Annotated in this window: 10 protein-coding genes; 3 read left to right on the top strand and 7 right to left on the bottom strand. The window is 42.2% G+C overall.

The genetic code is table 11. From position 1 onward, the window contains the following. Position 1: 1 nt before the first annotated feature. The gene (gene hxlA, locus P162_RS02290; protein ID WP_031425575.1) at positions 2-631 is read left to right on the top strand and encodes a 3-hexulose-6-phosphate synthase; all 630 of its coding nucleotides are present in this window, start codon (positions 2-4) and stop codon (positions 629-631) included. 137 nt (positions 632-768) lie between these two features. On the opposite strand, the gene uvrA is transcribed toward hxlA, so the two are convergent. Next, a complete protein-coding gene (uvrA, locus tag P162_RS02285; RefSeq protein WP_031425574.1) occupies positions 769-3324 on the bottom strand; it encodes an excinuclease ABC subunit UvrA in 2556 nt (851 codons plus the stop codon). A 201-nt stretch (positions 3325-3525) separates the two neighbouring features. Here uvrA and P162_RS02280 point away from each other — a divergent pair, with 201 nt between their 5' ends. After that, positions 3526-4674, top strand: a complete 1149-nt coding sequence (locus tag P162_RS02280; RefSeq protein ID WP_031425573.1) for a zinc-dependent alcohol dehydrogenase — start codon at positions 3526-3528, stop codon at positions 4672-4674. Positions 4675-4968: 294 nt separating this feature from the next. Further along, entirely contained in the window at positions 4969-5736 is a 768-nt protein-coding gene (locus tag P162_RS02275; RefSeq protein WP_051907742.1) for a DUF1206 domain-containing protein, read from the top strand. 33 nt (positions 5737-5769) lie between these two features. On the opposite strand, the gene mnmE is transcribed toward P162_RS02275, so the two are convergent. The 6 genes from mnmE to gcvT form a co-directional block, all read right to left on the bottom strand. Beyond that, positions 5770-7203, bottom strand: a complete 1434-nt coding sequence (mnmE, locus tag P162_RS02270; RefSeq protein WP_031425571.1) for a tRNA uridine-5-carboxymethylaminomethyl(34) synthesis GTPase MnmE — start codon at positions 7201-7203, stop codon at positions 5770-5772. Between the two features lie 215 nt (positions 7204-7418). Then, entirely contained in the window at positions 7419-8708 is a 1290-nt protein-coding gene (locus P162_RS02265) for an amidohydrolase family protein (protein WP_031425570.1), read from the bottom strand. A 1-nt stretch (position 8709) separates the two neighbouring features. Then, positions 8710-11694 carry an amidohydrolase family protein gene (locus P162_RS02260; RefSeq protein WP_031425569.1) on the bottom strand — a complete coding sequence of 995 codons (2985 nt, stop codon included), beginning with the start codon at positions 11692-11694 and terminating at the stop codon, positions 8710-8712. 75 nt (positions 11695-11769) lie between these two features. Then, entirely contained in the window at positions 11770-12843 is a 1074-nt protein-coding gene (locus P162_RS02255; protein WP_031425568.1) for a DUF3810 domain-containing protein, read from the bottom strand. Positions 12844-13004: 161 nt separating this feature from the next. Beyond that, positions 13005-13811: a sugar nucleotide-binding protein gene (locus P162_RS02250; protein WP_031425567.1), complete on the bottom strand. Its 807-nt coding sequence runs from the start codon at positions 13809-13811 to the stop codon at positions 13005-13007. Between the two features lie 34 nt (positions 13812-13845). After that, positions 13846-14928 carry a glycine cleavage system aminomethyltransferase GcvT gene (gene gcvT / locus P162_RS02245; RefSeq protein WP_031425566.1) on the bottom strand — a complete coding sequence of 361 codons (1083 nt, stop codon included), beginning with the start codon at positions 14926-14928 and terminating at the stop codon, positions 13846-13848. Positions 14929-15116: the final 188 nt, after the last annotated feature.

Genomic DNA, 15116 nt, shown 5'->3' with positions numbered 1-15116 from the left:
TATGGCTAAGTTACAAGTAGCAATTGATTTATTAAAAACAGAAGATGCCCTGGCTCTGGCAAAAAAAGTAGCTCCTTACATAGATATTATAGAATTGGGCACACCACTTATTAAGAGTGAGGGGGTAGCTGTTATAAGAGCTATGAAAGATGCATTTCCAGATAAAGAAGTGTTTGCTGATTTTAAAACTGCAGATGCAGGAGGACTGGAAGCAGATTTAGCTTTTGAGGCTGGTGCGGACTATGTTACCATTTTAGGATCTATAGACGATTCTACTATTATAGGCGCTGTGGAATCAGCGAAAAAACATGGTAGGGCTGTGGTTGTTGATACCATAGGTGTAAAGGACCGCGTAAAACGCGCACGCGAAGTTTCAGAACTGGGTGTAGCGTTTGTTGAATTGCATGCTGGTCTTGATGAGCAGGGGCAGGATGGTTACTCTATCCAGGTTTTGATTGACGAGGCTACTAGAGCAGGAGTTCCTGTTTCTATTGCTGGTGGAGTTAATAAAGATAGTATTAAAGCTGTCAAGGATTCTGGAGTGGTAGTTGCTGTAGCTGGTGGTGCTATTTATGGAGCAGATGATCCTGCTAAAGCCGCCAAAGAATTGTACGATGCATTAAATGCATAGATTGACATTTTAATAAAGTCAGAAAAAGCCCTGTAAATCCTAGATTTACAGGGCTTTTTCTGATTTAGAAGTAATTATATATTTTGAAATCTAAATTATCCTTTGTATTCGCTTTAAATACTCAGGGCGCGTACAGCTTATTGAAAAACAGGCTGTGCAGTACCATTTAATTTCTTTTTCAAGTATACTGCAGTCTTACTTTCTTTGTTTTTAGCAACCGTTTCAGGCGTTCCCGAAGCTACGACATTGCCACCTTCGTCTCCAGCTCCTGGACCTATATCTATCACCCAGTCGCTTGCCGCTATTATTTGCATATCGTGCTCCACAACAATGACCGTATTGCCAGAATCTACTAATTTAGTTAGCTGAAACTGTAATTTTTCTACGTCAGAGGGATGTAGGCCCGTAGTTGGTTCATCTAAGATGTAAAGCGTATTCCCCCTATTTACGCGTTGTAGTTCTTTTGCTAGTTTTATGCGCTGGGCTTCCCCTCCAGAAAGTTCCGTTGCTGGTTGGCCAAGGCGCAAATAGCCCAGGCCTACTTCTTTTAAAACCTGGAGTGGGCGAGAAACCTGCTCTTCTTCCTGAAAAAATTCAACAGCTTCGCGTACGGTTAAGTTGAGTACATCTGCGATATTTTTATCACGATAAGTTACTTCCAGCGTTTTATCATTGTAGCGCGTGCCGTTACAAACAGGGCAGGGTGCGTAAACACTGGGTAGGAATAAGAGCTCTACCATCACAAAACCTTCCCCTTCACAATTGGAGCAACGCCCTTTGCCCACGTTAAAAGAGAAACGTCCTGCTTTGTATTTACGGGATTTTGCCAGTTTGGTTGAGGCAAACAATTTACGAACCACATCAAACAAGCCGGTGTAGGTTGCCAGATTGGAACGGGGTGTCCTCCCAATGGGTTTTTGGTTTACCACAACCATGCGTTTGATATTATCACCACCATCAGCGATTTCTCCTCCTAAGGTCTCAACCATTTCGTGTTGTAGATCATCTTCGGAATCTTCTTCGTTAACTGTATTTTTTCCTAGCCGGGCAGCCATTAGATCAACTAGCGCCTGACTTACCAAACTACTTTTTCCCGAACCTGAAATACCCGTAACGCTCGTTAGTGTATTCAGTGGGAATGAAACCGCAAGTTTGTCGAGGTTGTTTCTGGTAATATCCTTTAATTTCAACCAGCCGGAAGGCTTGCGGGGTATTGGATTTTTTGTGGGAAGGGTATTAAACAGATGTTCTTTTGTCTTAGACCTGGAGACCCCCTTTAATCCTTCTGGTGGGCCACTGTATATTATTTCGCCACCACCTTCACCGGCGTTTGGTCCCACATCTACCAGCCAATCTGCATTACGAATGACGTCAAGCTCATGCTCTACCACGAAGATGGAATTGCCACTTGCTTTTAACCGATCCAGGGTTTTTAGTAAAGCTTCCGTATCCGCAGGATGAAGGCCGGCAGAAGGTTCATCCAGAACATAAACAACGCCAAATAAATTGCTGCGTACCTGGGTAGCCAGCCGCAAACGCTGATGTTCACCAGGAGAAAGGGTAGGTGTACTTCGCTCCAGAGAAAGATAACCCAGTCCCAGTTCCAGCAAAACGTTTAACCTTCCCACAAGGTCTTCGGCAATGCGTTGCGCGACCATTACTTTTTCCTGATGGTTTTTCTTTAATTTGACTAAAGCGGGAGCTGAGCCATCGCTATACGGACTGAAAATAGCCAGCAATTTTTGAAGGGGTTGCTTAGACATATCTGCGATATCAAAACCGGCAAAGGTTACTGATAAAGATTCTTTGCGCAGGCGCTTACCATGACAGTCAGGGCATTTTTCACTCAACATATATTCAGATACGCGCTTTTTCATTAGTGCGCTGGGTGAATTGGCAAAGGTGTGAAGGACGTATTTTTTAGCGCCCATAAACGTGCCTTTGTAACTGGGCTGCCTTTTTTCCTCTAAGGCAATTTCAACTTCTTTGCGGTTTAAATCCCTGTAAACAGGCACCTGTGGTTGTTCATCTGTAAATAAAATCCAGTCGCGGTCTTTCTGTGGAAGCTCTTTCCAAGGGATATCCACATCATACCCTAAAGTTACCAGTATATCGCGTAGATTCTTCCCCTGCCAGGCCTTTGGCCATGCATCTATAGCCCGTTCCCTGATGCTCAAAGTATCATCTGGAACCATACTTTTTTCTGTTACTTCATAAACCCTGCCCAGCCCATGACAAGTGGGGCATGCACCTTCAGGGGTGTTAGTGGAAAAGGAATCTGCATATAAAATGGATTGCCCTTCTGGATAATCGCCCGCACGGGAGTAAAGCATGCGCAGCAAATTGGAAATAGTGGTGACCGAACCTACTGAAGATCGCGTACTCCCCGAACTGCGTTGTTGTTGCAGTGCAACCGCAGGAGGCAATCCTTCAATCTCATCAACCTCCGGAATGGGCATTTGGTTGAATAATCGCCTGGCGTAAGGAGAGACCGATTCGAGATACCTACGTTGTGCTTCGGCATACAAAGTGCCAAAGGCAAGTGATGATTTTCCTGATCCCGATATACCCGTAAATACCACCAATGCATCCCGGGGGATTTTAAGGGATACATTTTTTAAATTATTCTGTCGAGCTCCTTTTATAGTGACAAATCCCTCTTTTATAGCGTTTTTGTTAGGTTGTATATTCATAGGTCCAACATTAGTCAAAAAATATACCAAGATGCCCCGATTTCTTAATAAAACAAGAGGTTTTAAAAGGATTTATACTGTTTATAGGGATTTATGAAACAGGGTAAGAATTAACTATAAAAACAAGTTAAAAAATATTTAATTGTTATTAATGATATATTATAATACTAACTTGACTGAAACTAAATAAAAAATCCAACTATGAAAGCACTATGTTATGAAGGTAAGGAGAAGGTACAGGTTAATACTGTCCCTGATCCTAAAATCCAAGAACCAACGGATATTATTATTAAAGTGACCTCTACCGCAATTTGTGGCTCTGATCTTCACATTTATGGAGGTCTTATGCCCACTATGCATGAAGGGGATGTTTTAGGTCATGAATTTATGGGTGAGGTTGTTGAATTAGGTTCTGAGGTAAAGAAGTTTAAAAAAGGGGATCGGGTGGTGATCCCTTTTACAATTGCATGTGGAAATTGCGATTATTGTAATGATGATCTGTTCTCTTTGTGTGACAATTCAAATCCCAATGATGAGTTATGTAAAGAAAATTTGGGTCACTCCATATCGGGACTGTTTGGATTTTCGCATATGCTAGGTGGTTTTGCAGGTGGGCAGGCGGAATATGTAAGAGTCCCTTACGCGGATGTGGGCCCTATTAAAGTTCCTGAATCTTTGAGCGATGATAAGGTTTTATTTCTTTCCGATATTTTTCCAACAGGATATATGGGTGCGGAAAATGCCAATATAAAAAGGGGCGATACCGTAGCAATATGGGGATGTGGTCCTGTAGGTCAGTTTGCCATACAGAGTGCATGGATGCTAGGTGCAGAACGTGTTATTGCAATAGACGTTGTAAAAGAGCGACTGGATATGGCCGAAAGGAGCAGTAATGTGGAACTTATTAGAACTGTAGATGCAGACCAGGTCTATCAGCTTCTTATGGAAATGACGAATGGTAAAGGTCCGGATTGCTGTATTGATTGCGTGGGCGCAGAGGCACATGGAACGGAAGGTTTCAACAAAAACCTATCAAAAGCGCAACCAGATGCTTTAGCTCAAATATTCAAAAGCTGTAAAAAAGCTGGAAATGTTTCAATTCCTGGTGTTTATGTAGGAAAAGTTGATGGCTTGCCACTAGGTATTGCCATGAACAAATCCCTAAATCTAAAAATGGGACAGACGCATATGCAACATTATTTAGAACCCCTTCTAAAGAAGGTGGAAGAAGGAAAAATAGATCCGTCCTTTATCATAACTCATAGAATGAAGTTAGATGATGCACCAGAGGCTTACAAAAAATTTAGAAATAAAGAGGACAATTGTGTCAAGGTAGTACTTACTCCTTAATTAGTGGAGTAGCTTAAAAGATTTAGTTATTTTGATAGAATTTTATGAGAACCATGTCATGCAATTGACATGGTTTTTTATTTATAATTCAAGTAAGTTTAAATCAGTTGGTCGTAAAGATTAATGTATTTCTTTAAAAATCTTATTCTAACCTGCACCGTATTTCATTAATCTCTCAAAAAGAATCTGCACTGCTATTTTTATCAAAAGCTCCTGAGAAAAGAACTAGAGCAGTATTTACAAATAACCGATGCAATCCATGTATCTTTGACCTGCCCAACACAACATCTTATTTTGAAGAAAAAATTTCAGTTTATTGCAATTATTGGTTTCATAGCCAAGGGCTTGATTTATATAATTATCGGTATACTTTCCCTCTTGTCAGCTTTAAACCTGGGAGGAGAAAGTTCTGGTACAAATCAAGCCTTAAAGTTTTTAGAAAAGCAAATCTTTGGAAACGTACTCCTGGCTTTAGTAGGATTGGGGTTGCTTTGTTACTCGTACTGGATGTTTTATCAGGCGTTTAAAGATCCTGAAGATATAGGGGATGACAAAAAGGCTAAAGCACAGCGATTTGGGCTATTTACTACCGGATTAGTCTACGTTTTTGTTGCACTATTATCTTTTTACCATTTATTTACTTTTGTAAGTAGCGGCGGTAAAAGCTCAAGTTATCTGGTTTTTTTTGATTTTAAAACCATTTCCTACCTATTCATAGCCGTTGGGGTTATTCTTGCGATACAGGGCATCATTTTGGTCATAGGCGTTTTTAAAGGTCCGCTGTTAGATCAATTTCACTTTGAACATCAAAAGGGCTCAAAATTTATTCGATTCCTGGGGAAATTTGGTTTTTATTCTCGCGCATTTATTGTGGTTATTATTGCGTTCTTCTTTCTGCGGGCAGGGATCTATACCGGAAATCATGAGATAAAGGGAATAAAAGATGCTTTCCAGGTTATGGATCAATCACTTTTAGGCCGAATTTTTATGGCACTTACCGCTTTGGGATTTATTGCTTATGGCTGCTTTTATGTGTTGCTCTCGAAGTACAGGAAATTTTAAGGTATTTACTATTTGTAGGTGCTGAATGTTTTATTACTTCCCGATACAAAAATTAGCAAAAATATTACCCAGCAATTCATCATTAGTCACCTGCCCGGTAATTTCCCCAAAATGATATAAAGCCTCCCTGATATCAATGGCCATTAAGTCGCCGGAAAGTCCCATATTAATACCTTCCTGCACTTTTTCGATTTCTTCCAAGGCTTTCAGAAGTGCATCGTAGTGTCGGGAATTAGTTACGAGTGTTTCATTATTGCGTAATGCGCCCGTATTTACAAATTGAAGCAATTGTTCTTTGAGCGCATCAACACCTGTTCCGGTCTTAGCAGAAATAAGTGACACCCTCGACTTTGATTTTTCAGGTATCAATTCAGAAAGTTGGTTGTTGATCGTATGCCGTTCGGTTTCGCTCAGGTTATCGATTTTATTGGCAACAAGTACTAAAGGTTTATCGGGAAAACGGTTTTTAATCTTTTCAACTTCCAGGCGTAGTTCAGCAAATGCTTTCCCTTTAGGAGAGCTACCGAAGGCTGAGGGGGAATTGATCAGGTAAAGTACCACTTGCGCCTGACTTATTTTTTCAAAGGTTTTCTTTATTCCCAGTCCTTCAATAACGTCTGTGGTTTCCCGTATACCAGCGGTATCTATAAAGCGAAAACCAATTCCTCCTATGGATAGCTCATCTTCAATGGAATCGCGTGTCGTCCCCGCAATATCGCTTACAATGGCACGCTCTTCGTTGAGCAATGCGTTGAGTAATGTGGATTTGCCCACATTGGGTTCGCCCACAATGGATACAGGAATGCCGTTTTTGATTACGTTACCGGTAGCAAACGAATCGATAAGGCGTTTTAAGACACGGCTGATTTTAGAGATCAAAAGCTGGAATTCCTCCCTATTCGCAAATTCTACATCTTCTTCGGCAAAGTCGAGCTCAAGTTCGATGAGGGAAGCAAAATCAAGCAATTCCTGCCTTAAACTGGCTATTTCTGCACTAAAACCACCACGCATTTGTTGCATCGCAATTTGATGGGCACCGGCATTGTCACTGGCAATAAGATCCGCGACCGCTTCTGCCTGACTCAGATCCATTTTTCCGTTGATAAATGCACGTAGTGTAAATTCACCGGCTTTTGCTGCCCGGCAGCCCTTCCGAAGTAACAATTGCAAAATCTCCTGTTGAATGTATGGACTCCCATGACAGGAAATTTCTACGGTAGGTTCGCCAGTGTAGGATCGGGTTCCTTTAAAAAGCGAAACCAGCGCTTCATCAATAATTCGGTTCTCATCATGAATGTTGCCCAAATGTAGCGTGTGCGAATCTTGTTTAATTAAAGATTTACCACTTTTAGTGCTGAAAATAGAATCCACAATTTCCAGAGCGCGTTCTCCGGAAACACGTATGATGGCAATCGCTCCTGCGCCAGAGGCGGTGGCCAGTGCAGTAATGGTATCTTGAATGTGCATGGCAACAAAATTACGGAATTATATTATTCCCCCTAACCCTCAAAAGGGAACACTTATATCTGATTTTATTATTAAATCTATATGTTTTCATTTCAGCGTTTTCTGGTTGAAAACCATATATTCTATTTGTTTAAAAGGTCTGCAAAATCAAAAAAGTCGGTGTAAGGCCTATAAATAGTTCCTACACCGACTTTTTAAGAGATTTTCCAGAAGTGTTACCTGCTATATTTTTCCATATAACGTTTCCAAAGTTCTGTCTGGTGTGATTCCAAGCTTATGTTTCTGCCTTTGATCATGGCTTTTTCCACATTATTGCCTTTCATTTCCAGCGCATTTCCCGTGCTAACAAACAGGGTTGCATCTTTGCCTTCTTCCAGGGAACCTAAGGTAGCATCAATCCCCATAATCTTTGCTGTATTCAAGGTAATCAGGCTAAGGGCATCCTCAAAAGACATACCGTACGCGGTTATCTGACCTGCGTAGAAAGGTATATTTCTGGATTGCCAGTATTCACCGCTATTTCCCAGGGCTACCAGTACACCGGCATCGCTAAGTGTTTTTGCCATTTTAAAAGAAACGTCATAATCATCATCTTCCGCACCGGGCAAGCTGTGCACGCGGGCAAGAATTACAGGAACGTTAGCCTTAGCTATTTCATCTGCAATTTTATAACCGCGGTAAGCACCTACCAGGACTACATGATCCAGATTCATTTCCGTTTTGAAACGGAGGACATCCAGTATTTCCTTCTCCCCGTCTACATGGATATACAGGTTGTTGTCTCCATCTAAAATGGATTTCATGGCACCATATGTCAGGTTGGTGACGTCATTCTCACCACCGCTGTAGGCACTGGATTGTTTAATAAAATCTTTGATTTCCGTTATATCTTCCGTATAGCTTTTATTGGGGCTATAACCAGGTTCTTCGCCCAACCACCAGCGGCCACGCTTAAAACTACTGGGCCAGTTGAGGTGAACTCCGTCGCCGCGTTCCACTACGGCATCTTCCCAATTCCACGCGTCAAGTTGCACTACAGATGATGTACCACTTATGGTCCCGCCCTGCGGAACGGTCTGAGCAATAAGCACACCATTGGGCCGCATGCTTTCCACCACTTTGGACTCCGCATTATAGGCGATAATAGCTTCAATATGAGGATTGAATTCTCCTATTTCGTCCTGATCTTCGGTAGCGCGAACGGCGCTGATCTCTACCAGTCCTAAAGTGGTATCTGCTGCAATAAAGCCGGGATATATATGCTTTCCGGTAACATCTATGACCTCGCCTTTAGGCTCCATCGTAGTGCTCTTTGCATCATAAACTCCGGTTATCTTTCCATCCTCAATAAAAATGATGCTGTTCTCGATCACTTTTCCATTGCCTATATGCGCGGTACCTCCTTTAAGGGTAATCTCGCCTTTATGCTGCGGTGCGGGTGTTTGCTGTGCCGAAGCGTTGATGGCAATAAGGAAAGCAATTAGTATAATTCTAATATTTTTCATATCAATTGATAGTTTCTAGGGTTTCACAGTCCATGCGCTGCTTTTCTTCTTTTTTCGCGGGTTGTGTTTTAAGACCTTTGTTCTTTGCCGCGATCATCATGCTGGTGAGTTCGTTCTTCTTTTGCATGACTTCTTCTTTGAGCTTTTTGTCGCGTTCTATATCAAAGTAAACAACGCCTTCTATGAGTGTTTTTTCCGCTACGGCACTTACAGACATCGGGTTTGTGGACCAAAGGACGACATCTGCATCCTTACCTTTTTTAATACTGCCCACGCGATCGTCAATATGAAGCATTTTTGCAGGGTTAAGGGTGACGAACTTCCAGGCTTCCATTTCAGGAACACCACCATATTTCATGGTTTTTGCCGCTTCCTGGTTCAATCTGCGGGACATTTCTGCATCGTCGCTGTTGATTCCCGTAAGTACGCCCTGGCTCCACATAATTGCGGCATTGTAAGGGATCGCATCGTTCACCTCATATTTATAGGCCCACCAGTCACTAAATGTAGAACCGGCAACGCCATGTTCCTTCATTTTATCAGCCACTTTGTAGCCTTCAAGAATATGGGTAAAGGTGTTGATTCGAAAACCAAAATCTTCGGCTACTTTCATCAGCATGTTGATCTCGCTTTGAATGTAACTGTGCGAGCTGATGAAACGCTCTCCGTTAAGAATATCCACCAGGGTTTCCATCTCGTAATCCTTCCGGTACGGTTTGCCACTTTTCTTTTTGGCTTCATATTCCCTGGCACGCTGAAAGTAATCCATATACAACTGCTGCACGCCCATACGCGTCTGTGGAAAACGGCTGAAACTTCCCCAGTTGGATTGTTTTACGTTTTCACCCAGGGCAAACTTTATAAATTTAATATCATCTAGCACCATTTCATCTATGGAAGCGCCCCATTTAAGCTTCATAACGGCAGATTGCCCGCCTATGGGATTCGCCGAACCGTGCAATAGCTGAATGGTGGTTACCCCACCGGCAAGGTCACGGTAAATATCAATGTCATCTGGATTGACTGCATCTTTCATGCGCACTTCTGCTGAAGAATTTTGCCCAGATTCGTTAATGTCAAAAGCGGCGATATGGGAATGCTCATCTACGATACCGGCGGTAAGGTATTTGCCAGTGGCATCAATGACCCGTGCATTACCGGCAGAAAGGCCTTTGCCAATAGCACTTATTTTTCCATTTTTGATAAGTACATCTGTATTTTCCAGGGCTTCCTCATCTTCTCCTGTCCACACAGTGGCGTTTTGAAAAAGAAGGGTTTCCGCTTTGGGTTGAGTCTCAAAACCGTACGCAACATCAGGATAGGTGAGGGGCATTACTTTCGGCGTATCCATTTCTTCCTTTTCTTCCTCTTTATCTTCCTCCGTGTCAGATGATGAAGCAACAGTGGTACCGGTAGGTGTGGCAGTAAACCGGGTTTCTGTTCCGTCTGCTAAAATTGCTTTTCCGCTTAACGGCTCCTGATCTGTCTGGGCAATTAGCCTTATGTATTTTTTCTCTGCTGTATCTGGAGTGGTAAAAGTCACATTGAGCCAGCCGTCTGAATAGGTAATTTTAGAGCCTAATTTAGTGTCTCCCTGTTTAACGGTTACGCTTGGTTTTTCGGTGGATTTTGAAAGCTCAAGGGTGTATTTTTGATCACCTATGGTTAGTGCATAGCTGCCATCTATATCTTTCGTACTGGCATCTTTGATGATATTTTTATTTCCCTGTACCCAATTTTCATAAAGTACGGTTTCCTTATCAAAAATAGGTCCTGAAGTGACTAAAAAGTTGGCCCAGACACCTTTTTTTAAACTACCAATTTTATCGTCCTGACCTAACAATTTTGCAGGAACAGTAGTCAGTGAAGCCAATGCTTGTTGTTCGGTAAGGCCATATTTCATAGCTTTCTGAAGCATTTCCATGAACTTGTCAGGAGATTTTAACCCATTAGTGGTCAATGCAAATGTAAGTCCTGCTTCCTGTAATTTTGCGGGATTGGTAGGGGCCTGGTTCCATTCCAGCATTTGACTTAGGGAAACATAACTGGCCTGATATGGGTCTTCAACGTCATAGGCTTCGGGAAAGTTGATAGGCAGGATATATTGCGCTCCGGTTTCTTTAAGCTCGTCGATACGTAAATATTCGTCCCCGCCACCCACGATAATGAAGGGCACTTCAATTTCTTTCGCAAGACTGGCGATGCGCAGGTCATCATACAAACCGTCTCCCTTAAAAATTTGCGGTATACCCATATTGGCGTTCAAGGCTTCAAGGGATAGGTCACGGGTAGGGACGTTGCCCTCTTTATACCAATTTGCATCTTCAAAAACCTGTCTTATCAGCGCCGTTGCACCCATGATAGAACCGGGGTAAGACTGGTCTGATAAATTGCTTTTTTCAAAGGAAAAAAACTGGGCAGAACCTACATTGAGCAAACGATCTGCCGCAGTTCCCTGCTCATTGAGTGCCACCAACAAGCCGGTACCTCGTGCGATACCGTCTTCTTTATGGGTTTGCACGGTGCCAAAACCCGCTTTAAGCATCGCCTCTGCGGCTTTGTTATCGTATTTAAAATCGTCAATGGCATTGGTTTCAGATCTAATGTGATCATTCCAGTAATACCCTTCGCGGGTTGCTTCGTATTGTGGACTGCGGCCATTGCTTTCGCTTTTTGGCTTTTCGATACCAAAACCGGAATAAGTTTCTATAAAAGAAGGGTAAATATGCTTGCCCGTAGCATCAATAACTACGGCATGTTCTGGTATGGAAACTGATTTTCCAGCGGCGGTAATCTTGCCTTTTTGAACAATGAGCATACCGTTTTCAACGGTTTCCGAAGGGTTGAGGTGCAGGGTGGCGTTCCTAAATACAGTGTAATTGTTGTTGTCTGTACTTACGCCGTCATTTTTAGGAAAGTAATCCTGGGCTTGCAGCATAAAGCCACAAAAGAGAAAACTCCCCGAAAGGAATAGTTTTTTTAACATAAAAGTTGAATTAATTATAGCTTTTAAAGGTAGAAGTTGCATTAAAATTAATCACTCAAAATGCCATTTTTAACACTAAGGAAGCCTTTTTTTATCTTTATAATAATTAACAAGTAGGGCCACTACATAATTATAACTTTGCATGCCCCCTGGTTGATTATTTGCTACAAGATACTTCCCATAAACAATCGCTATCAAGGGTTCTAAGGGATTTTCAAACCCTGCCCAGAAATCATAAGATTCCTTATAGTTGGCAAGAATTCCAGGTCTTATGGTAGGTTTAAGCGCTTCGGAAGCTTCTGGGTCGCGTAGGTAATATTCATTGAGGCAATACCTTAGCGCAAAAATATAGCCTGAATATTTAAAGTAAGGATCTGTATTGTTTGTGCTGGCAAGTACCCCTATAAAATTGGCTTCGTTTTCCTTAGCAAAACCGAGTTGGTGCCCTTGTTCATGGCAGCTCACAAGCGGCCAGCGGTGGCCGGGAATAAGTCCGTTTACCTGTGCTTCGTTTGTAATGGGATTGAGATACCCGCCAAAACCCATAACCGAAAGCGGATACCTGAAAAGCGAATTTTTTATGCTTTTAGGCGGATAATCCAACTTAGGGAAGCTTTTTTCAATTTGGGTATAGCCCTGAGGCGTTTTATCAAAAATTTCCTCAATCGTAAATGGGAAAATCACTGCGGCAGAATCGTCTGGCTGTAATTGTTTATGGAGTTCGTTGGAACGTGCGATCAGGTTTTGGGTTAGTACACCAAGTTCTTCGGTGGTATAATCATTTCCCATCTGCAACGCCCGGTGCAACGGTAGCCGGTAGTAATTAAAACCCCAGAGCAGGTGAAAACCAAAGTAAATGATATTGAGCGCAAGTAGTGCTTCCGTCAGGAATTTCAACCCATTTTTAAAGCGTTTTCTAATTAATTTGTAAAGGGAATAGAGCAACCAAAAAATCAGCACCGCATAAAGCAGATCACCAACGGAAAATGGAATCCATCCCAAAATAAATCGGGAAGCTTTTGAAATATAGGGATAGATCCCGGTGGAATAATAACGCTCAACAAATGCTGGATTCCCGCGAAGCAAACGCAAGCCCAATAGCTGAAGGATAAAAAGGAATAGATAGAGGAGCGGTTTTTTAAATTTCAATGTATCTGATTTCAACAGTCCTTAAATGTAGAGCTTTTTTTAATTCCAATTTAAAGACAGGAACCCCTCCGCCTGCGGCACCTCCCCTTTGGAATGGGAGGAACTCTTTAATTTAAAAATTCGATTGACTTACAGTCTACAAAATACAGTTTACAAGAATATTAATATACCTGAGAAACCTGTACAACTTCTTCGTTAGTGATGCTTAAATGCTTCGGAAGCGGATTGTCCCGCGGTAAAACTGCCAGATACCGGTCAAAATTAGACGTGTAAACCAGTTTAAAATGCGGTTTTACCTTTAAATCCAGCCGTTCTATAATTTCATTTACAAATTCCTGGTGGTGGATCAAATCTTTACTTCCCAGATGAAAAATACCAAAAAGATTCCGGTTGATGATAAAATGCACCTGCTGGGAAAATTTTTTATCGGTTGTGGTATTGATGATCAAATGCGGGAAAACCTCCACTTCCTGACCTTCCAGAATGCGGTTGCGAATCTCCCGAATGCGGGGCGTATTTAGCCCAAAAACCATAGGGAGCCGCACAATGCTGTATTGTTCTTCGGGAAGGTTCTTCAGGAATAGATTTTCACACGCGATCTGAAATTTCCCGAATTTACTTTCAGAAAAAGTCTTATCGAACTCGTACGAAGGGTAGTTCGTAAAAGCATCAAACACATTGGATGAAGAAACATAGATCAACTTAATTCCCGTGCGCCGGGCATAATCTACCAGATCCTCGTGCGCTTCCAGCTGGCCTTCAAAGTCCCCCCGCAACGTTGAGATCACTAAAGTGGGGCGCACCTGGTTGAGCACTTCGTAAATGCTGTCCTGCACCACATCAAAGTGAATAAAATGCTGGTTGTCAGAGTGAATTCTACCCGTGTGGTAGGTGCCGTAGGTATCATAGTAACGGCGCAATTCTTTGTTCAATGCTCCACCCAGAAAACCACTGGCACCCAGAATCAATATTTTATGCGAATTGTTAATAGTACGTGTTTATTTATCCTTTATAGAAAGGTAGTTTAACAACGGTGGCAGGCAGTGCATTCTTGCGTACCTGAATGAATATTTTACTTCCCGGGGCAGCTAATGCACTGGGCACATAACCCATACCAATACCTTTACCCACGGTAGGCGCCTGTGTCCCAGAAGTAACGATCCCTATGGAATTTCCTTCGGAATCTACAATGTCATAACCTTGTCGCGGTATACCGCGGTCATCAAGTTCAAAACCCACCAGTTTACGGTCTGTACCTTTTTCCTTTTGTTCTTTAAGTTGGTCACTATTTACAAAATCCTTGGTAAATTTTGTGATCCAGCCCAGATTGGCCTCAATGGGCGAAGTGGTTTCATCAATATCGTTTCCGTAAAGACAATATCCCATTTCCAAACGCAGCGTATCGCGAGCGGCAAGACCTATGGGTTTTATGCCAGCGCTGGCGCCGGCTTCCATCACTTTGTCCCAAAGTTGCTGTGCTTCTGAATTCTTGCAATAAATTTCGAATCCACCGCTACCGGTATACCCCGTTGCGCTAATAATGACATGTTCTATCCCTGCAAAAGGGGCAACTTCAAAATGATAGAATTTTATAGCGGAAAGATCTGTGCTGGTAAGCGACTGCATCGCCTCAACAGCTTTGGGGCCTTGTATGGCAAGTAACGAATAGTCATCAGAAATGTTCTTGAGATCTACGTTGAAGCTATTGTGCTTTTTGATCCATTCCCAGTCCTTTTCAATATTTGAAGCATTGACCACGAGTAGATATTCGTTTTCGCGAATGCGGTATACGATAAGATCATCTACGATCCCACCATCTGCATTGGGCAAGCAGTTATATTGTGCCTGACCTACCTTAATTTTTGATATATCATTGCTGCAGACCAGTTGTAAGAGGTCCTGCGCACCTTCACCAATGGCCAAAAATTCGCCCATATGGGAAACGTCAAAAACACCCAGTGCTTTGCGCACCGTGTCATGTTCTACGGTAACGCCCTCATATTGAACAGGCATGTTATATCCTGCAAAGGGAACCATTTTTGCGCCAAGGGCCACATGGGTATCATTAAGTGCGATCTGCTTCATAAGTTGTCATATTAAAGGAACGCGAAGATAAGCAAATATGCACAAAGGAGAAGGATACAGCATCAGAACAAATAAGCTCCCAAAGCACCTGTTTATTGACCTTTTTAACCGATTTTTAAGCAAAACAATACATTTATAGACGCATTAGATGTTTAATATTGGTATTCACCCTATACTGGTACAATCAG

The organism is Flavimarina sp. Hel_I_48 (assembly GCF_000733945.1).
GTDB lineage: Bacteria > Bacteroidota > Bacteroidia > Flavobacteriales > Flavobacteriaceae > Leeuwenhoekiella.
Note: the sequence above shows the minus strand (reverse complement) of the source record. Positions and strands in the feature narration are given on the sequence as shown.